Raw genomic sequence first — 19,457 nt, 5'->3', positions numbered from 1 at the left:
CCCGCACCATTCGCATCAATGAAGGGAAAACCATGAGGAATCTGAACAGGATCGGCGGAGCTGCAGCCATTGCTGCGGCTCTGGCGCTGACCGCCTGCGGCAGTGGCGGCTCCACGGGGCCGGAGACAGCCAAGGGGCAGGAGGCAGGCAGCGACCTGTCCAAGCTGATCAGCATCAACGAGAAGCCGGCAGCCGATCTTGAGCAGGGCGGCAAGGTCACCCTTCCGCTGGGCAACATCGGCCCGGACTTCAATGGCTTCTCCAACAACGGCAACAGCGCGGACAACTCCGCCCTGCAGGTCCCCATCAACCCGGTCGCCATGAACAGCGGCGGCATGGGTGGCTGCTGGAAGGTCGACTTCACCGGAAAGGTCACGCCCAACACTGACTTCTGCGAGTCTGTGGACAGCGAGGTCAAGGACGGCAAGCAGACCATCACCATCAAGGTCAATGACAAGGCCACCTACAACGACGGCACCCCCATCGACGTGAAGGCGTTCCAGAACACCTGGAACATCCTCAAGAGCCCGGACAACGGCTACGACATCGTCAGCTCCGGCGCCTACCAGTTCGTCGAGTCGGTTGAGGCCGGCAGCAGCGACAAGGAAGTCATCGTCAAGACCACGCAGCCGGTCTACCCCATTGACTCGCTCTTCTTCGGCCTGATCCACCCGGCCGTGAACAGCCCGGAGGTGTTCAACGAAGGCTTCAACGGCAACATGCACGCCGAGTGGATGGCCGGACCGTTCAAGCTGGACCAGTATGACCCCGCGGCGAAGACCGTCACCATGGTCCCCAACGACAAGTGGTGGGGCAAGAAGCCGGTCCTGGCCAACGTCACCTTCCGCCAGCTTGAGACCAGCGCCCAGATCGCCGCGTTCAAGAACGGCGAAATCGACGCGATGTCCGCCAACACCATCGCCCTTTACAAGCAGCTGGAAGGCACCAAGGACTCCGATGTCCGCCGCGGCCAGCGCCTCTTCGCCGGCGGCATGAACATCAACGCCCAGAAGATCACTGACGTCGCCGTCCGCAAAGCCATCTTCGCCGCCGTCGACCGCGAAGCGCTCCGCAAGGTCCGCTTCAACGGCCTGAACTGGGAAGAGCCGAGCTCCGGCTCCATGATGCTCCTGCCGTTCTCTGAGTACTACCAGGACAACTACCCGGTGAAGGAAACCGGTCCGGACGCCGCCAAGAAGGTCCTGACCGACGCCGGCTACACGGCCAACGCCAGTGGTGTCATGGAGAAGGACGGCAAGCCTGCCGCTTTCAAGATCAGCAACTTCGGTGACGACCCCACCACCCTTGCCTTCACGCAGACCCTGCAGAAGCAGCTTCAGGCCGGTGGCATGGACGTTGGCATCGACCAGCGAGCTTCTGCCGACTTCGGCAAGGTCATCGGCGGCCGCGACTTCGACATGAGCGTCTCGGGCTACACCGTAGGCCCGGACGCCACAGATGCCGTGAAGCAGTACTACGACTCCAAGACCAACGAGAACCAGCTGGGCGACGCCGAACTGGACAAGAAGATCGCGGACCTCGCCTCCATCGAGGACAACGCAGAGCGCAACAAGGCGGCCATGGAGGTCGAAAAGGAGCACATGGCGAAGTACTTCTCCATGGGCGTGGTCATGAACGGCCCGCAGATCTCCTTCGTTCGCGCCGGCCTGGCCAACTACGGCCCGTCATTGTTCCAGAGCCTGTCCCAGGTTCCGGACTGGACCACCCTCGGCTGGGAAAAGAAGTAACACCTTTTAGGCGCTTTCCCGCATTCTGCGGATAGCGTTCCAAAAGCCCTCCCACTGTTCCTCCGCTTCGGCGGCGGACAGTGGGAGGGCTTTTGGTTTAAAAGGTGCAGGAGGGCGCTCCGGAGTAGCGTTGGTTGCATGACCGGAACTGAAGCTGAGCCACGCACCATCCGTACCGCCGTCGTCGGCTTCGGACTCTCCGGCAGCGTCTTCCACGCGCCCCTGCTGGACGCGGACAGCAGGTATTCGCTGGATATCGTGGCCACCTCAAACGCAGACCGGCAGGCGGCGGCGACGGGCCGCTACCCGGGCGTGCGGACCGTGCCGGACGGGCGCGCCGTCCTCGAGCGGGCGGACAGCCTAGACCTCGTGGTCCTGGGCACGCCGCCGGCAACCCACTACCCGCTGGCCAAGGCGGCCCTGGAGGCCGGGCTGGACGTGGTGGTGGACAAGCCGTTCGTCATCTCCAGCGAAGAAGGGGAGGAGCTGGTCTCGCTGGCCCGGGACCTGGGCCGGACCCTGACGGTGTTCCACAACCGGCGCTGGGACGGCGACTACCTCACCCTGCAAAAGCTGCTGGCCGCCGAGGCGCTGGGCACGGTGCTGCGCTTCGAGTCCCGCTTCGAGCGGTGGACGCCGTCGATCGCCAAGGCCTGGAAGGCCAGGGCAACAGCGTCCGACGGCGGCGGCGCACTTTTCGACCTCGGCAGCCACCTGATCGACCAAGCCATCCAGCTCTTCGGCCCGGCCGACGTAGCCCACGCCGAGCTGCAGGCCCGCCGCTCCGACGAGCGGGCCGACGACGACGTCTTCCTGGTGCTCCGCCACCACTCGGGGGTGCTCAGCCACCTCAGCATGAACATGTTGTGCGCGCAGCAGGCCCCGCGGTTCCGCGTGCTGGGCTCCGTGGGTGGCTTCACCAAGCACGGCGTGGACCCGCAGGAACCGTTCATCGTGGCCGGCGGCAGCCCCCTGGACCAGGAGTACGGCGTGGAGGCGCCCGATTGGGCAGGCGTCCTGGGGCGCGACGGCCACCTGGACCGGCTCCCCACCGAACGGGGCAACTACCCCGAGTTCTACCGCCTCCTGGCGGACAAGATCCTCGACGGCGGAACAGAGTCACCCCTGCCCCTCCCGGTAAACCCAGAGGACGCGGTGGAGGTCCTAAGAATCATAGAAAAAGCGCGGGAGCTCGTCGGCGGCAGGACTTAAACGGCAACGCAGGACGACAGGCATCCGGCAGCGGGCGTCAGAGGCGACGAAGGAGCCAGCCCGCAGAGGATGCGTGTCGTCCTGCGCAAAACGACGAGTTAGGCCTAGGCCGAAACGAGCTCGTGCCAGTCGGAAACAAGGGGCAGGTTGTGTGCCTCGGACACGGAGTGGTGTGCCACGTGGCCGGCGGCGATGTTGAGGCCTGCGGCGAGGGCGGGGTCGCGGTCGAAAGCAGCCTTGACGCCCAGGTTCGCGAGGGACACGGCGTAGCGCAGGGTGACGTTGGTCAGGGCGTAGGTGGAGGTGTTCGGCACCGCACCCGGCATGTTGGCCACGCAGTAGAAGATGGTGTTGTGCACCTTGTAGGTGGGTTCCTGGTGCGTGGTGGGGTGGGTGTCCTCGAAGCAGCCACCCTGGTCCACGGCGATGTCGACCAGTACCGAGCCGGGCTTCATCCGGGCCACGAGATCGTTGGTGACCAGCTTGGGGGCCTTGGCGCCGGGGATCAGGACGGAACCAATCACCAGGTCTGCATCCACTACGGACTTTTCGATCTCGTAGGCGTTGGAGGCCACGGTCTTCAGCCGGCCCTGGTACTGGGCGTCCAGTTCGCGGAGGCGGTTGATGTTGATGTCCAGGATGGTGACGTCGGCGCCCAGGCCCAGGGCCATGGCGGCGGCGTTGGTGCCGGCCACGCCTGCGCCGAGGACAACAACCTTGGCGGGGCGGACGCCGGGAACGCCGCCCAGCAGGACGCCTTTGCCGCCGGCGGGGGCCATCAGGGAGGACGCGCCCACCTGGACGGACAGCCGGCCGGCAACCTCTGACATGGGGGCGAGCAGCGGGAGGGTGCGGCCCTCCTGGACGGTCTCGTAGGCGATGGCGGTGACGCCGGAGTTGATCAGTTCCTGGGTCAGTTCGGGCTCGGCGGCCAGGTGCAGGTACGTGAAGAGGATCAGGCCCTTGCGGAACCGGTGGTACTCGGCCTTGACGGGTTCCTTGACCTTCATGACCATGTCCGCGCGGGACCAGACGTCATCGGCCTCGGTGACGATCTCGGCGCCGGCAATGGCGTATTCCTCATCGGTGATGCCGGAGCCCAGGCCCGCGCCGCGTTCCACCAGCACCGAGTGGCCGTGGGTGCGGAATTCGTGCACGCCGGCGGCGGTGATGGCGACGCGGAACTCGTTGTTCTTGATTTCTTTGGGGACACCGATGATCATCGTGGGCTCCAGGTTCTCGGCGGATAAGCCGGAAAGTGCGGAAGGATTTCGTGTTTCCACGATAAATCCGCTGTGAGCCAGCCGACATTGGCGGCGGAATGGGCTGCCGCCAAGATCCCCGGAATTCCGGGAAATCCATCCGTCTCGGGTAGACATTTGTCGAGGGTGGGGGCGTCAGGTGTCGCCTGTTGTCCGTTCGTGCCCACGGGCTGCCGGGCAGTAATGTTGGCGCATGCAGCAGCAGGGTGTGGAACAGCTCGTGGAGCAAGTGGCGCAGAAGCTGGGCCGCGGCCTTTCGCTGGAAGACCTGGACGGCCTGCTCCTTGCCTACAGCTCCAACCAGTCCCATGCGGACCGTGTGCGCGTGAACTTCCTGCTCAGCAAGAAGGTGCCGGCGGACGTGAGCGCGTGGCAGCTCTCGCAGGGCATCGCCACTGCCGTGCGGCCCGTGGTGGTGCCGGCCAATCCGGACCTGGGCATGCTGGGCCGCGTCTGTGTGCCGCTGATGGTGCGCGGCTTCCGCGTGGGTTATCTCTGGGTGCAGCAGGACTCGGCGGAGGAGAGCCCGACGGCGATCCTCACCCAGTTGCCGGCGGTCAACCATGAGCTGGAGCTGCTGTCCGGGCTCCTGCTGGATTCCAATACGGCCGAGTCGGAGTTCCGGCGCGGCCGCGAACGCGAGTTCCTGTCCGCCTGCGCCGGCGAACCGAACGCCGTGGCCGCAGTTGCCGGCTGGAAGGAAGTCCAGGGCCGCGGCCCGTGGCAGATGGTCACCGTGCTGGATGCCGACGGCTGGGCCAGCGGTCCGGACCCCATCGCATCCACCCTGATCCACCGGTCCACCGCGCTGCAGGCCACCGTGGGCGTGGACGCGGCGCTGTTCAGTGCCGGTACGGAGACCCACTCGGTGGTGCTGTTCCGCGAGCTGTCCGGCCGGGCCAACCATGCGCAGGTCCTGGTGCATTACCAGCTGGAGCTGGCCAAGCGGTCCGGCCGGCCGGTGCACCGCATCATCCTCGGCATCAGCGAAGGGTTCACCCGCACCCGCCAACTGGGCGAGGCGTACCGGCAGTCGAAACTCGCAGCCCAAGCGGCCGCCGTCGACTCCCAACTGGGTGAGCTGGTGGACTGCAGGTCCACCGGCGTGTACCAGCTGCTGGCATCCGCCGGAGGCGGCGTGGGGGCCTGGGCCGACTCGGGGTCCGTGTACTTCCGGATGCTCGAAGACCATGACCGGAACGGCGAACTCATTCCGGTGCTGGAGCTCCTCTACGACAACGACGGTTCGGTCCAGGACGTGGCCACGAAGCTCCATCTGCACCGGAGCAGCATCTACAACCGGCTGGGCAGGATCCGCCAACTGCTGGGCGTGGATCCGCTAAAGGGGCTGCCCCGTCTGGAGCTTCACGCCGCCCTGAAGATGCGCCGGTGGGCTGGCCGGCCGAGGATCTAGCGGCGGGCCCGGCCCGATGTTGCCGTCACGAAGGACCTGATCGCCTCGGCCACCTGCTGCGGCCGGAGGTGCTGGGCCACATGTCCCGCTCCCGGGATTTCCGCGAAGTGCCCGTGCCTCGCCGTGGCAGCCAGGCGCCGTGACCACTCGGGGCCGGCAACCTGGTCCTGGCCGCCGCGCAGCACCAGGACAGGCAGGTCGATACCGGCCAGCCGTTCCTCGGTGCGGTAGTTCATCATGACGGGCAGTTCGGTGAAGTACCAGCGCGGGCCGCAGCGGAAATATTCACTGAGGACGGCCCAGTTGGACGACGCACTCTCCCGCAGGAGGGCATCCAGGAACAGGGCGACGCTCTGGCGGGGGACCGTCCGGTGCCGTTCATCAACCACGGGGCCCATCAGCACCAGCTGCTGCACGCGGTCCGGGGCGTGATGGGTGGCCTCGATGGTGAACTGGGCGCCCATCGAATGGCCCACCAAAATATAGGATTCGATGCCGCTGGATGCCAGGGCCTCGCCGATGAAGGCGCCGTACTCCTCGGCGGACACCTGCTGGCCGGGCCGGGGCGTTCCGCCGAATCCGGGCAGGTCCAGTGAATAGGTGGGGGTAGTGGCGGCCAGCACCTGGTGCAGCCGCCGAAGGTACCGGTGCGAGACGCCGATTCCGTGGACCAGGACATACGCCGGCCCCGCATCGCCCGGCACTGCGCCCGGCGAAGGCGGCGGGGTGCCGTCCGCCCAGAGGATCCGGCCGGACAGGCCGCGGGCTTCCACCGCCGAGGACCGCAGGCGGACCGTCATCGGAGCCCCGCGCCGCCGTCGGCAGCACCGGAACCGCCGGCGCTCTCCGTCACCGCGCTGCCCGCAACCACGCCGTCTGAACCCGCATCGTTCGTTCCGGCTGCATGTGTGCCGCCGTCCGCCGCGGCCTCGCGTTCCTTCCGCCGCTGGGTCTCCAGCCAGGCCAGGATGGCGCTCTGCCGGATCCGCCGGTGGGTGCCCCGGTATTCCACCGGGATTTCGCCGCGGTCCGTCATGTTGCGCAGGTAGGTGTGGGAAATGCCTGCCAGTTCAGCGGCGCGGGAGGTGGTCAGCATTTCCTCGACACTGCTCACGGTCACCGCCTCGCCGCGGCTGAGCCGCGCCAGGAGGTCCACGACGGCGTCCCTCGCCTGGGCGGGCAGCCGGTGGACAGTGCCGTCCACGAAGACGGTGATGTCGTTGCTGTCCCGGAGGGCGCGGGCGAGGGTGCCGGCATCATCGGCGGGCAGTCCGGCGGTCACGCGGGGGGCTATCAGTGCCATACAGGAAGCCTAACGCCCCGTTCCGCCGGTTCCCTGCGGGCCAGATATCCGCGCAGGTCGCCGGTGCGCGGAACCGTCGTAACGGGAAGTGCGGGCACGGCCAAAAGAAGCCGTTGACACGGAGTTAGTAACGCGCGTAACCTCAATCACACGATCCAAGTAACGCGCGTTACCCACAAGGCGGCCGCGGATCAGGAAACACCTCACCACAGAGAAGCTGGCACGGCCCAGTCGACGAAGACCCGGAGCATTCAATGGCGAAAAGCACCACACCCCACCAGGCCGCCTCCGTGCGGCAGCGGGGCGTCACCATGAATGACGTCGCCAAGCACGCCGGCGTCTCCCGGACCGCAGTTTCGTTCGTCCTGAGCAACCGCGAAAACGCCAGCATCTCCGAGGAAACCCGCACCCGGATCAACGAGGCCGTCCAGGAGCTGGGCTACCGGCCCAACGCCGGTGCCCGTGCACTGGCATCCCAGCGCAGTGGCTGGTACGGCATTGTCACCGAGATCGTCACGGCCCCGTTCGCCGTCGACATCATCAAAGGTGCCCAGGACCAGGCCTGGCTTGACCGCCGGTTCCTGCTCATCGCGCCCTCCGACCAGGCCGATGCAGTAGGACCCAACCAGGGCCTGGAAGATGCTGCAACGGAGAAGCTGTTGGAACAACGCGTGGAAGGACTTCTGTACGCAGCCACCTTCCACCGGGGCGTCCACGTACCGGCCAGCGCCAATGAAGTACCCACTGTCCTGATCAACTGCTTCGACGCTGACGGAAAGTTGCCCTCGATCGTCCCTGACGAGCGCGCGGGCGGCCGGGTCGCCGTCGAACGATTGCTCCAGGCCGGCCACACCCGGCTAGGGGTCATCAACCTTGACCCGGTGATCCCTGCTGCAGTGGGGCGGTTGGAAGGTGCACGCGAAGCACTGGCCGCCGCCGGACTGGACCTGGACCCGGAACTGGTGGTGTCCGGCTACGCGACGGCCGACGGCGGCTACGAGGCCGCCGGCCGGATCCTGGACAGGTACGAGGGGGAGCGCAGGCCAACGGCACTGTTCTGCCTCAATGACCGCATGGCGATGGGTGCCTATGACGCCATCAAGGAACGGGGCCTGACCATCCCCGGAGACATCGCCGTGATCGGCTTCGACAACCAGGAACTGATTGCGGCCTACCTGCGGCCCAAACTGACCACCGTTGCGTTGCCGTTCGAAAAAATGGGCGCCCTGGGAGTCCAGACGCTCGCCGCTCTTACAGCAGGACAGCCGATCATTGCCGACCAGCAACTGGTCGACTGTCCGCTGCTAGAACGCTCTTCGGTCTGACCGCGAAATCAAGTTCCGAAGAGCAAAACCCCTAACCCACCCTTCACCTCGCTGATGAAGACAGGAAAGAGATAACCATCATGACACAACCCCGATTCTTCAGGGCTGCCCGGATTACGGCCGCTGGCCTGGCCGTGGGAGCGATGCTGCTGACCGGCTGCGCGGCCAACGTCAACAAGGCAAACAGCAACGACGCCGGCTCCAACGCGAGTGCGCTGCTCACCATTCCGCGTGAGGACATGGGCACGTTCGTGCAGAACTTCAACCCGTTCGCCCCCACTGTGAACCCCATGGTCCAGCAGGCCATCTACGAATCGCTGCTGATCTTCAACCCGGCCAACGGAGACACGGTGCCGTGGCTCGCCACCGAGTGGAAGGCCGCCGACGACGGCAAGTCCGTCACGTTCACGCTGCGTGACGGCGTGAAGTGGTCCGACGGGCAGCCGCTGGTTGCCGACGACGTCGCCTACACCTTCGAGCTGCAGAAGAAGATCAAGGGCGGCTTCGAGTACCTCGACGGCGTCACCGCCGAAGGCAACAAGGTCACGTTCAATTTCAACAAGCCATGGTCCCCGGCGCTGTACGACGTCGGCCAGCTCACCATCCTGCCCAAGCACATCTGGTCCACGCTCGCAGACCCCGAAAAGGAAGCGAACGCCAAGCCGGTCGGAACTGGGCCCTACACCGAGGTGGACAGCTTCCAGGCGCAGTCCTTCGTGCTGAAGAAGAACCCCAACTACTGGCAGCCGGAGAAGCAGAAGATCGCCGGCATCAAGATGCTCGCCTTCGCCGGCAACGACGGTGCCAACCTTGCGGCGGCCAACGGCGACGTGGACTGGGCACCGCAGTACATCCCGAACATCGAAAAGACGTTCGTCTCCAAGGACAAGGACCACCGCCAGTACTGGTTCCCGCCCACGGGGGCCATGATCAACTGGCAGCTCAACACCACCAAGGCGCCGTTCAACGACGTTGACGTCCGCAAGGCACTGAGCATGGCCGTTGACCGGGACCAGGTCACCAAGATCGGCATGAGCGGCTACGCCCAGCCGGGTGACTGCACAGGCCTGTCCGGCAACTACGAGACCTGGAAGAACAGCGCCGTCAAGGACAACTGCACCTGGACCAACCACGATGTGCAGAAGGCCAACGAGCTTCTGGACAAGGCCGGCTACGCCAAGGGCGCGGACGGCAAGCGTACCCTCAAGGACGGCTCCCCGTTCGAGTTCAAGATTTCCGTGGGGGCCTCTTCCTCCGACTGGCTGTCCGTCGCCAACGTGATCGCCCAGAACCTGGCCGAGGTAGGCGTGACCGCCAAGGTGGATTCGCCGGATTGGGCCGCCGTAGTGGCCGGCTACGAAACGGGCACCTTTGATTCAGGCATCGTCTGGAGCGCCAACGACCCCAGCCCGTACAAGTACTTCAACACCGCCATGGGCTCGGCAACCGTGAAGCCGGTGGGCACCAAGACGTTCGACAACTACCACCGCTTCGGCGACACGAAGGCCGACGCCCTGCTGGCCCAGTTCGCAGCGGAATCGGACCAGTCCAAGCAGAAGGACATCGCCAACAAGCTCCAGCAGGAGTACAGCGACGCCGCGCCGCTGGTGCCGCTCTTCTCCGGCCCGGAATGGGGCGCCTTCAATGACACCCGGTTCACCGGCTGGCCCACCCAGGACAACCCCTACGCCACCCTCTCGGTCCGCGCACCCACCACGGTGCTGGTGCTGACCTCCCTGGAACCGCGCAAGTAGTCCCCACCGCCAAGAGTTTTATTGCTGGCCGCCGGAATCTCCGGCGGCCAGCCCCCACACCTTTCACCACTCCCGAATTGGAGGGAACCCGTGCGCTTCATCCTGCGCCGGCTGGGTTTCTACCTGGTCGCCTTCTGGGCATCCATCACCCTGAATTTCCTGCTCCCGCGCTTCATGCCGGGGGACCCCGTTTCCCGCATGTTCGCCCGCTCCCAGGACAGAATGCAGCCCGAACAGATCGAGGCGCTGCGCAGGCTGCTGGGTGTTGACGACAGGCCCCTGTGGGAGCAGTACGCGGGCTACCTGCAGAACATCTTCACCGGCCAGATGGGCGTCTCCATTTCGCGCTTCCCGGCGCCGGTCACGGAGGTCATTTCGTCCCAGATCGGCTGGACCCTCCTGCTGGGCGGAACCGCCCTGGTGATTGCCGCCGTCGTGGGTAACCTGCTGGGCATCGTGGCTGCGTGGCGGCGCGGCGGCGCCATCGATTCGGCGCTGCCTCCGGTGCTGGTGTTCATCGGATCGTTCCCCTACTTCTGGCTGGCCATGGGCGCCCTCTACCTGTTCGGCGTGGTGCTGGGCTGGTTCCCCATCCGGCACGCGTTCACGGCCGGCCTGGAGCCCGCGTTCACCTGGGAGTTCATCGGCGACGTCGGCGCGCACCTCGTGCTCCCGGCGCTGACCATCGTGCTGGTGTCCATCGGCGGCTGGATGCTGGGCATGCGGAACACCATGATCGCCACCAACTCGGAGGACTACATCACCATGGCCGAGGCCAAGGGCCTGCGCCCGGGCCGCATCATGCTCCGGTACGCGGCCCGCAACGCCATGCTGCCGTCCGTGACCAGCTTCGGCATGGGACTGGGCTTCGTGGTGGGAGGGGCGCTGCTCACCGAAGTGGTGTTCGCCTACCCCGGCGTGGGCTACCAGCTCCTCAACGCCGTCCAGGGCCTGGACTACCCGCTCATGCAGGGCCTGTTCCTGACCATCACCGCCGCCGTGCTGCTGGCGAACTTCCTGGTGGACATCCTGTACGTCCGCCTCGACCCCCGCGTGCGCAGCAACTGACCGGCCGCAGACAAAGGACCCATCATGGCAACCGCAATCCTCCAGCAACCCGGCACCACGGCCGGTAAGACCCCTGCCGCGAAACCCAAAACCAAACCCAACCGCAGCTTCATCCACGGGCTGGCCACCAACAAGAAGGCCCTGGTGGGCATGGCCGTCATGGCCGTCTTCATCGGGCTGGCCCTGCTGGCCCCCGTACTGTTCCCCGGCGATCCCTCCCGGATCACCGCGATGGCCTCCCTGGAACCGGATGCCGACCACTGGCTGGGCACCACTGCGAAGGGACAGGACGTGCTGGCACTGACCGTGCACGGCGCCCGGAGTTCGCTGCTGGTAGGCCTCACGGTGGGCTTCGCCTCCACGTTCATCGGCATCCTGGTGGGCCTGGCCTCGGCCTACTTCGGCCGGTTCATCGATGAGGCGCTGTCCCTGGTAACCAACGTCTTCCTCCTCCTTCCCGGGCTGCCGCTGCTCGTCATCCTCGCCGCGTTCCTCCCGCCGGGCCTGGGAACGGTGATCCTGGTGCTCATCGTCACCGGTTGGGCAGGATCGGCGCGCGTCCTGCGCAGCCAGGCCCTGTCCATCCGGTCCAAGGACTTTGTGGCCGCGGCGGTGGTGTCCGGCGAACGGGCGGGCCGGATCATGTTCCGGGAAATCCTGCCCAACATGGCCTCGATCGTGATGGGCACCCTGCTGGCCTGCGTGATCTACGGAATCGGCGCCCAGGCGGGCCTTGAGTTCCTGGGCCTGGGCGATGTCAGTACCGTCTCGTGGGGCAACAACCTCTTCTGGGCCGGCAACGAGGGCGCGCTGCTCACCGGAAGCTGGTGGGTCTTCGTGCCGTCGGGCGTGTGCATCGCCCTGGTGGCCTTCGCCCTGGCCCTCATCAATTACGCCGTGGACGAGGTCACCAACCCCCGCCTGCGGAAAATCAAAGCCCCCAAGCCGGCCACGGTTGAAACCCCTGCCACTACCGAAAGGAGCGCCGCGAAGTGACCGTCTCCCAGACCTCCTTCGGGTCCCACGAACCTGTCCTGGACGTGCAGGACCTCACCGTGAAGTACATCGGCGATACCCGCTCCACCACCGCCGTGGACCGTGTTTCCTTCAGCATCGGCACCGGCGAGGTCTTCGGCCTCGCAGGGGAGTCCGGCTGCGGCAAGTCCACCATCGCCAACTCGATCATGCGCCTGCTCAAGGACCCCGCGAAGATCGCCGGCGGCAGCATCTCCTTCGGCGGCAGGGATGTCCTGGCCATGAGCCCGGAGGAACTGCGGCGCTTCCGCTGGCAGGACGTGGCCATGGTGTTCCAGTCGGCCATGAATTCGCTCAACCCGGTGTTGACCATCGGCGAGCAGATCGTGGACATCTTCACCACCCACGCGGGGCTGTCCCGCAGGGAATCGCTGCGGCGGGCGGGCGAGTTGCTGGAGCTGGTCCGGATCGACTCCGCACGGCTGAAGTCCTACCCGCACCAGCTCTCCGGCGGGATGCGGCAACGCGCCGTCATTGCCATGGCCGTGGCGCTCAAGCCTTCCCTCCTGATCCTGGATGAGCCCACCACTGCCCTGGACGTGGTGGTGCAGCAGGAGATCATGGCCCAGATCAAGGAACTCCAGCGCGAGCTCGGCTTCTCCGTCCTGTTCATCACCCACGACATGTCCCTCATGGTGGAACTGTCGCACCGGATGGCGGTGATGTACGGCGGGCGCATCGTGGAAACCGCCAGGGCCCACGACGTCTACACCGACCCCCGCCACCCCTACACGCAGGCGCTGATGGGCGCGTTCCCGCCGCTCACCGGTCCGCGGGTTCCACTTTCGGGATTGCCCGACGGCGTGAAGTTCCGGAACATTCCGGACCTCGCCGAAGTGGCGCCCGGCCACCTCGTGGCGCCGTTCGGTGCCGACGACCTGTCCATCGCGCACGGAGCCCACGCCACCGGGGATGAAGCGGCAGCCCTGGAAGGAGCCATCCGATGAGCCATTCAACACTTTCCACCACCACCGGTTCGGGCCCCACCAGCCCAGGCCCCGGCCGAGCGGATACCCCCGCACTGGAGGTCCGCGGCCTGGGCAAGTCGTTCCCCATCGGCGGGCTGTTCTCGAGAGACTCGGTGCGGGCCCTCCACGGTGTGGACCTGGCCATCGGCCGCGGCGAAATCGTTGCGCTGGTGGGCGAATCCGGTTCCGGCAAGAGCACCCTGGCCCGCTGTGTTGCCCGGCTGGAACGGCCCAGCGAAGGGTCCATCCTGCTTGACGGTACCGACGTCCTCAAACGGGACCGCTTCCAGGCCTCGCGGGCGTTCCGCTCCCAGCTGCAGATGGTGTTCCAGGACCCCTTCGGGTCGTTGAACCCGGCACACAGGATCGGCCATTTCCTGCGGCGTTCCCTGGCGATCCACGGGAAGGGCGGACGTTCGGAAACGGAAACCCAGGCCCGCCTCGAACAGCTCATGGACACCGTGGGGCTGCAGGCGGACATGCTGGATTCCTACCCGCATGAGCTCTCCGGCGGCCAGCGGCAGCGCGTCGCCATCGCCCGGGCGCTCGCCGTGGAACCGCAGGTGATCCTCGCCGACGAACCAACCTCCATGCTGGACGTCTCCGTCCGGATCGGCGTGCTCAACCTGATGCGCAGGCTCCGGGACGAGCAGGGCATCTCGATGCTCTACATCACCCACGACCTCGCCTCGGCCCGCTACCTCGCGGACCGCACGGCCGTCATGTTCGCCGGCGAACTCGTGGAGGAGGGCGAATCCCTGGACCTGCTGGCCAATCCGGCCCACCCCTACACACAGCTCCTGGTCTCAGCCGTTCCGGATCCGGCCCGTGCCGGTTCCTACGATCCCGTCCGGCGGGCCGGACTGCGGCAGGCCGTCATGGCCTCCACCAGCTGCGCGTTCGACGGCGACCCGGACCAGCCTTGCTCAGCCGAACAACCAGTCCGGCACCAGGTGGGCGAGCCCGGCAACCGGCACTGGGTCCGCTGCCACCTTTACCGCCCGCGTGCCGGCGCCGGCGGCCACGCCCTCGCTGCAGACCCGGCAGCCGGCCCATCCGCAGACGCGGGGACCTCCGCGCACGCCGGTCCGCCGGCGTCGAACAACCCCCGGAAGGCTTCGGCATGACTGAACTGACCCACCCGCTGGCCACCGTTCCCCGGGACGAGCTGGTTGCCCGCGCCGAATCAGACCCGCTGCGGCCCCGCTTCCATTTCGTCTCGCCCGCCGGGTGGCTCAACGATCCCAACGGCGTGGCCCAGTGGGACGGCATCTACCACCTCTTCTACCAGTACAACCCCGAGGGCGCCTTCCACCACCGCATCCAGTGGGGCCACGCCACCAGCACGGACCTCGTCACCTGGACGGACCGGCCGGTGGCCCTGGAACCCTCGCCGGGCCCGGACGCCGACGGCTGCTGGTCCGGCGTGCTGGTGAACGACGCCGGCACGCCCACCCTGGTCTACTCGGGCCGCCTCGGGGAGCGGGAACTTCCGTGCGTCGCCGTGGGCTCCCCGGACCTGTCCAGCTGGACCAAAGCCCCCGAGAACCCTGTCATCGCAGCCCCGCCGGCCGGCGTGGACATCACCGCCTACCGTGACCACTGCGTGTGGCGCGAAGGCAACAAGTGGCGGCAGCTGGTGGGCTCGGGAGTCCGCGGCCGCGGCGGGACGGCGTTCCTGTACGAGTCGGCAGACCTGCGCTCCTGGGACTACGTAGGGCCGCTCTTCATCGGCGACGCCTCACAAGGTAACCCCGCAGGCACGGACTGGACCGGCACCATGTGGGAATGCGTGGACCTGTTCCGCGCCGGCACCGGGACCCTGGGGACCGAACCCGCAGACGGTTCACCCGACGTGCTGGTCTTCTCCGCCTGGAACGACGGCGACACCCACCACCCGCTGTACTGGACGGGCCGGTACTCCGGGGACTCCTTCGAGCCGGCCGCGCTACACCGCCTGGACTACGGCGGCAGGTACTTTTACGCGCCGCAGTCCTTCCTCGACGACGCCGGCCGGCGCATCATGTTCGGCTGGCTCCAGGAAGGCCGCACGGATGCCGCAATGGTGGAAGCCGGCTGGTCCGGCGTGATGAGCCTGCCGCGGATCACCACACTGGCGGAAGACGGAACGCTGCGGTTCGCGCCGGTCCCCGAACTTGAAGAGCTTCGCGGCACCCACACCCGCCTGACGGGACGGGACCTGGCGGCGCCGCTGGATACCGGAGTCCGGGGCAACCAGCTGGACCTGGAACTGGACATCCACCTGGCACCGGGTGCCATGCTGCGGCTGGGCGTGCTGGGATCGGGCGACGGCGCGGAGGACACCGTCATCGAAGTGTCCCGTCCCGAAGGCACTGCCGGTGACACCGAAGGAACCCTCCGCCTCGACCGCACCCGCAGTTCCCTGGACTCGTCAGTGGACGTGGAGGACAGGTCAGGGCCCATCCCCATGCCCAAAGGCCGCGTGCACCTGCGCGTCCTGGTGGACCGGTCCGCCGTCGAGGTCTTCGCCAGCGGCAAGCCGCTCACCGCCCGCGTCTACCCCACCCGCGGCGGCGGCCACGTCACCCTCTCCACGGCAGGAACCGTGCGCCTGAACGCCTTCGATGCCTGGACGATGGCCGACATTTCGGGAGGTGGCCGCACCCTCTTCCCGTAGCCCCAAACCCACCTCCGAGATCAAAGGCGATCTGCATGCACAAGAGACTAGCCGCGGGCCTCACGGCAGCGGTCCTTGGTGCCGGCCTCGCGGGAACGGGGGCCGCTGCTCCGGCGGCGGCCCTCGGCGCCGCGCCCGTCACCCTCAACAGCACCACCAGCCCCATCCCGGACGTCGCCGGCACCAGCGGCACGTGGACCCGGACGGCCCAGGGCGGGTACACCGCCGTCGCGCCCTCCGGGCAGAACGCGGCCGCCACCAGCGAACAGGTCATCGCGGGCACTGCCCGCTACACGGCCAGCGTGACGGTCGATTCCGGAAGCCCCTACGGTGTGGGTGCCCTGGTATTCCGGGCAACCCCGGACGCCGGCGCCGGCTACGCAGCCACCATCGATCCCAACCTGGACCGGGTGCGGCTGTTCGACCTCGCCACCGGCCAGGACGTGGTGGCCCCGGTGTCCCTCGCGCTGAACACGGGACAGCCCTACAACGTGGACGTCCACGTTGACGGGCCGCGGATCTACGTGGCCGTGGACGGGACCTCCAGGATCGACGCCACGGACTACCGCTACGAATCCGGCCGTGTGGGGCTCCATGCGTTCAACGGAACCGTTGCCTTCGGAACCCCCGGGGTCCGGACCATCGATGCGAATGTCTCCGGCTGGAGTGCCGGTGAGGGCTGGTCCGCCACGGCCACCGGATTCCGTGGCGCCGCTCCGGCAAACGCCAACATCCGCGCCATCGCCACCGGTCAGTCACCCACCGACGTCGATTTCTCCACCGACATCCAGGTGGCGTCCCCCTACGGCGTGGGAACTGTCCTCTTCCGGACCAATGCCGCCGGGACCACCGGGTACGCCGCCGAAGTGGACCCCAACGCGGGCAGGCTGCGCCTCTACCGGGTTTCCGACAACGCCACGCTGGGCACCTTTCCCGCGGCCATCACGGTCAACCAGGTCTACCGCCTGCGGGTCACCGCCGTTGGCAGCGAGCTGGCCGTCTACTGGCAAACGGACTTCCTGGACCCCAACGGCGCCACGCCTGCCATGACGGCCACCGACTCCACGGCCGGCGCGGGCCACATCGGGCTCGGCTCCTACAACGGAACCGCCGCGTTCCAAAGCATGACCCTCCGCGGCCTGGAGAGCTCCCTCCAGGGCTGGCGCACGGTGTCCGGCTTGTGGGAACCCGATGCCGCCGGCCTCCGCGCCGCACCGGCGGGCGGCACCGCGGCGAGGTTCATCCCGGCTGTGGCGTCCGACGTCGTCGCCTCCCTGGACCTGACCGTCACCTCCCCGGCAACGGCCTCGGTGGTGGTCCGCAGCGGTGCCGACGGCTCCGGCGGCCTCGAACTGCGGATCGACCCCGGCGCCGGCACGGCGAAGCTGTACAACCGGGCAGGGTCCACACTCCTGCACAGCGGCAGCCTGCCCGCCACCAGCTTCAAGGCCGGGCAGCTCAACCGCGTCCAGTTCACGGCCCGGGGAACGGAAGCGTCCGTCCTCATCAACGGGACCTCCGTCCTGAACGGCACGGTTCCGAGCGCCTCCGGTTCCGGGTTCGCGCTCCTTGCCACCGGCACCGCCTGGTTCCAGAATGTCCGTGGAGATGCAGTGGACCAGTACCTGAACGGCCTCTACCAGCCGGGCTTCCACTACACGCAGAACTCCGGAAACAGCTCCGACCCCAACGGCCTGGTGTTCTTCGATGGCGAGTACCACCTCTTCCACCAGGACCGCGGCCGCTGGGCGCACGCGGTCAGCACCGACCTGCTGCACTGGAAGCAACTGCCCATCGCCCTGCCGCACATGGCCGCAGGGGAGTCCTGGTCCGGCTCGGCGGTGGTGGATGCCACCGACGCCAGCGGGCTCTTCGGCGGCGGCTCCGGGCTGATCGCCTACTACACGAGCTTCAACCACGACGCCCCGAACGGAAACCAGTCCGTCCGCGCCGCGTACAGCAAGGACAAGGGCCGCAGCTGGCAGACCGTCCAGGCCGCGCCGGTGGTGGAGAACCCGGGCGGCGCGGACGGCGGCTGGGACTTCCGCGACCCCAAAGTCACCCGCGATGAAGCGTCCGGTAAATGGATCATGGTGGTGGCAGGCGGGGACCACCTCCGCTTCTATTCCTCCACAGACCTGCTCCACTGGACCTTCGCCAGCACCTTCGGCTACGGCAGCTGGGTCCGCGGCGGGGTGTGGGAATGCCCGGACTTCTTCGAACTGCCCGTGGAGGGGCAGCCCGGGGTGAAGCGCTGGGTACTGTGGTGGAGCACGGGCGCCGTCCGGGCAACCAACGGCTCGGCGGCACAGTACGTGACGGGAACGTGGAACGGCACAGCCTTCACCCCCGACACCCCCGCCGCCACGGTGCTGCAGGCGGACCATGGCCGCGATTACTACGCGGCCATGAGCTTCTACGGCACCCCGGACGGCCGGCGGATCATGATCGGCTGGATGAGCAACTGGGATTACGCCTTCAGCCCGCCCACGGGCCGGTGGAACGGGCAGCTGTCAGTGCCCCGCGAGGTCAGGCTGGTGGACGTGCCGGGTGCCGGGCTGAGGCTGACGCAGTCCCCGGTGGTGGAGGAAGAGTCGCTGCGGACCTCCACGTGGCAGGCCTCGGACGTAGCGGTCTCGCCAACCTCCGGCAACCCGCTGGCCGCCGCCTCCGGGCGTTCGTTCGAACTGGAAGCCGAGGTGGGGATCCCGTTGTCGGGCGGGGCCGCGTCCTTCGCGTTCGGGGTCCGGAAAGGGAACGGCTCCACCGGCGCGCAGCAGACACTGGTGACGTACGACGCCGGTGCTGCCGCCCTCACGGTGGACCGCGGTGCCGCCGGGCGCAGGGACTTCACCCGCTACTTCGCAGGTTCGGCCGCGGACAATGCCACGGCCCCGTGGAGTTCCACCGTGGTGGGCACTGAGCGTCGCGTGAAGGTCCGGATCCTGGTGGACGCGTCCTCTGTGGAGGTGTTCGGCGGTGACGGCACGGCTGCCATCACCTCGCTGGTCTTCCCGGACCCGTCCTCCACAGGGCTGTCCTTCACGGCTGCCGGAGGCACTGCCCGGCTGGTGTCCGTCAAAGTACACCAGCTCGGCGACACCGCGCGCCTGACCGGTGCTCCGCCGTCGGCCATCCTTCCGCCGGCCGCCGGCAACGCCCGGCACAACCTGGGCGCCTACGCGGTGGTTCCGGGCGGACGCTGGGAGGGCACGGGCGCAGGCCTGGCCGGCACGTTCGACAAGGACTCCACCGCCATGGGCCCTGCCACCTACGGCAACGTCCGGGTGCAGGCCACCGTCAGGTTCGGCGGCGAGCCCTTCGCGGGTGAGCTCCTGAACCGGGACCTGGCCCCCGAAAAGGGGTACGGCGGTGCCGGCTCGGTGCTGCTTCGGTCCTCGGCCGACGGGTCCACCGCCTACTACGTGAACCTGGACCCGAACTTGCGCGTGGTGCGGGTGTTCAAGCTGTCCGGCGGCGTGTTCACCGTTTTGGCCAGTGTGCCCTCGAACCTGGGCCACGGGGTCAGCTACGCCCTGGACGCCGCCGTCAGTGGCAACCGGATCACGGTGGCAGTGGACGGGACGCAGCTGATCGACGTGGCAGAAACGGCGCCCCTGGCCGCCGGACGGGTGGGCGTCAACGTGTTCGACGGCAGGGCCGCGTACCAGGATGTGCTGGTGACGGCCCTGCCGTAGGGCAGGTTTGC

13 protein-coding genes and 1 pseudogene are annotated in these 19,457 nt (G+C 67.5%); 11 read left to right on the top strand and 3 right to left on the bottom strand.

Annotation, left to right across the window (positions count from 1 at the left end):
* Nucleotides 1-32: 32 nt before the first annotated feature.
* Nucleotides 33-1,748, top strand: a complete 1,716-nt coding sequence (locus BLT71_RS00770; RefSeq protein WP_091716742.1) for an ABC transporter family substrate-binding protein — start codon at nucleotides 33-35, stop codon at nucleotides 1,746-1,748.
* A 138-nt stretch (nucleotides 1,749-1,886) separates the two neighbouring features.
* A complete protein-coding gene (locus tag BLT71_RS00765) occupies nucleotides 1,887-2,960 on the top strand; it encodes a Gfo/Idh/MocA family protein (RefSeq protein ID WP_091716740.1) in 1,074 nt (357 codons plus the stop codon).
* Nucleotides 2,961-3,064: 104 nt separating this feature from the next.
* Here BLT71_RS00765 and ald read toward each other — a convergent pair whose 3' ends face one another.
* Nucleotides 3,065-4,183 carry an alanine dehydrogenase gene (gene ald, locus BLT71_RS00760; RefSeq protein WP_015938949.1) on the bottom strand — a complete coding sequence of 373 codons (1,119 nt, stop codon included), beginning with the start codon at nucleotides 4,181-4,183 and terminating at the stop codon, nucleotides 3,065-3,067.
* Between the two features lie 232 nt (nucleotides 4,184-4,415).
* Here ald and BLT71_RS00755 point away from each other — a divergent pair, with 232 nt between their 5' ends.
* Nucleotides 4,416-5,636 (top strand): PucR family transcriptional regulator, encoded by a 1,221-nt coding sequence (locus tag BLT71_RS00755; protein WP_091716739.1) that lies wholly within the window; start codon nucleotides 4,416-4,418, stop codon nucleotides 5,634-5,636.
* Here the strand turns inward: BLT71_RS00755 and BLT71_RS00750 are convergent.
* Together BLT71_RS00750 and BLT71_RS00745 are read right to left on the bottom strand one after the other, a co-directional pair.
* Entirely contained in the window at nucleotides 5,633-6,436 is an 804-nt protein-coding gene (locus BLT71_RS00750; protein WP_091716737.1) for an alpha/beta fold hydrolase, read from the bottom strand. The genes BLT71_RS00755 and BLT71_RS00750 overlap by 4 nt on opposite strands.
* Nucleotides 6,437-6,549: 113 nt before the next feature.
* Nucleotides 6,550-6,939 (bottom strand): annotated as a pseudogene (locus tag BLT71_RS00745) (helix-turn-helix domain-containing protein); the annotation flags it as partial.
* A gap of 254 nt (nucleotides 6,940-7,193) precedes the next feature.
* Between BLT71_RS00745 and BLT71_RS00740 the strand changes: the two are divergent.
* From BLT71_RS00740 to BLT71_RS00705, 8 genes are all read left to right on the top strand, one after another.
* Nucleotides 7,194-8,264, top strand: a complete 1,071-nt coding sequence (locus tag BLT71_RS00740) for a LacI family DNA-binding transcriptional regulator (protein ID WP_091716732.1) — start codon at nucleotides 7,194-7,196, stop codon at nucleotides 8,262-8,264.
* Nucleotides 8,265-8,344: 80 nt separating this feature from the next.
* Complete coding sequence (locus BLT71_RS00735) at nucleotides 8,345-10,018, top strand: ABC transporter substrate-binding protein (RefSeq protein WP_091716730.1); 1,674 nt, start codon at nucleotides 8,345-8,347, stop codon at nucleotides 10,016-10,018.
* Nucleotides 10,019-10,108: 90 nt separating this feature from the next.
* Nucleotides 10,109-11,086, top strand: coding sequence for an ABC transporter permease (locus BLT71_RS00730; RefSeq protein ID WP_091716729.1), 978 nt, complete (start codon nucleotides 10,109-10,111; stop codon nucleotides 11,084-11,086).
* 24 nt (nucleotides 11,087-11,110) lie between these two features.
* The gene (locus tag BLT71_RS00725) at nucleotides 11,111-12,082 is read left to right on the top strand and encodes an ABC transporter permease (RefSeq protein WP_091716727.1); all 972 of its coding nucleotides are present in this window, start codon (nucleotides 11,111-11,113) and stop codon (nucleotides 12,080-12,082) included.
* Complete coding sequence (locus tag BLT71_RS00720) at nucleotides 12,079-13,068, top strand: ABC transporter ATP-binding protein (protein WP_091716725.1); 990 nt, start codon at nucleotides 12,079-12,081, stop codon at nucleotides 13,066-13,068. Before BLT71_RS00725 ends, BLT71_RS00720 begins: the two co-directional genes overlap by 4 nt.
* Nucleotides 13,065-14,216: an ATP-binding cassette domain-containing protein gene (locus BLT71_RS00715; RefSeq protein WP_091716723.1), complete on the top strand. Its 1,152-nt coding sequence runs from the start codon at nucleotides 13,065-13,067 to the stop codon at nucleotides 14,214-14,216. Before BLT71_RS00720 ends, BLT71_RS00715 begins: the two co-directional genes overlap by 4 nt.
* Nucleotides 14,213-15,748, top strand: coding sequence for a glycoside hydrolase family 32 protein (locus BLT71_RS00710; RefSeq protein ID WP_091716721.1), 1,536 nt, complete (start codon nucleotides 14,213-14,215; stop codon nucleotides 15,746-15,748). The genes BLT71_RS00715 and BLT71_RS00710 overlap by 4 nt, the downstream gene beginning before the upstream one ends.
* A gap of 35 nt (nucleotides 15,749-15,783) precedes the next feature.
* Complete coding sequence (locus tag BLT71_RS00705) at nucleotides 15,784-19,446, top strand: GH32 C-terminal domain-containing protein (protein WP_091716719.1); 3,663 nt, start codon at nucleotides 15,784-15,786, stop codon at nucleotides 19,444-19,446.
* The last annotated feature ends 11 nt before the right edge of the window (nucleotides 19,447-19,457 follow it).

Origin of the sequence: Pseudarthrobacter equi (genome assembly GCF_900105535.1) — a bacterium.
Lineage (GTDB): Bacteria > Actinomycetota > Actinomycetes > Actinomycetales > Micrococcaceae > Arthrobacter > Arthrobacter equi.
This window is presented reverse-complemented; position numbering and strand designations above follow the sequence as displayed.

What these genes read in the sequence shown, in the direction of transcription:
- BLT71_RS00725 (WP_091716727.1), top strand. Translation starts at nt 11,111, where the DNA reads ATGGCAACCGCAATCCTCCAGCAACCCGGCACCACGGCCGGTAAGACC.
- BLT71_RS00765 (WP_091716740.1), top strand. Translation starts at nt 1,887, where the DNA reads ATGACCGGAACTGAAGCTGAGCCACGCACCATCCGTACCGCCGTCGTC.
- BLT71_RS00740 (WP_091716732.1), top strand. Translation starts at nt 7,194, where the DNA reads ATGGCGAAAAGCACCACACCCCACCAGGCCGCCTCCGTGCGGCAGCGG.
- BLT71_RS00710 (WP_091716721.1), top strand. Translation starts at nt 14,213, where the DNA reads ATGACTGAACTGACCCACCCGCTGGCCACCGTTCCCCGGGACGAGCTG.
- BLT71_RS00750 (WP_091716737.1), bottom strand. Translation starts at nt 6,436, where the DNA reads ATGACGGTCCGCCTGCGGTCCTCGGCGGTGGAAGCCCGCGGCCTGTCC.
- BLT71_RS00715 (WP_091716723.1), top strand. Translation starts at nt 13,065, where the DNA reads ATGAGCCATTCAACACTTTCCACCACCACCGGTTCGGGCCCCACCAGC.
- BLT71_RS00755 (WP_091716739.1), top strand. Translation starts at nt 4,416, where the DNA reads ATGCAGCAGCAGGGTGTGGAACAGCTCGTGGAGCAAGTGGCGCAGAAG.
- BLT71_RS00770 (WP_091716742.1), top strand. Translation starts at nt 33, where the DNA reads ATGAGGAATCTGAACAGGATCGGCGGAGCTGCAGCCATTGCTGCGGCT.
- BLT71_RS00735 (WP_091716730.1), top strand. Translation starts at nt 8,345, where the DNA reads ATGACACAACCCCGATTCTTCAGGGCTGCCCGGATTACGGCCGCTGGC.
- BLT71_RS00705 (WP_091716719.1), top strand. Translation starts at nt 15,784, where the DNA reads ATGCACAAGAGACTAGCCGCGGGCCTCACGGCAGCGGTCCTTGGTGCC.
- ald (WP_015938949.1), bottom strand. Translation starts at nt 4,183, where the DNA reads ATGATCATCGGTGTCCCCAAAGAAATCAAGAACAACGAGTTCCGCGTC.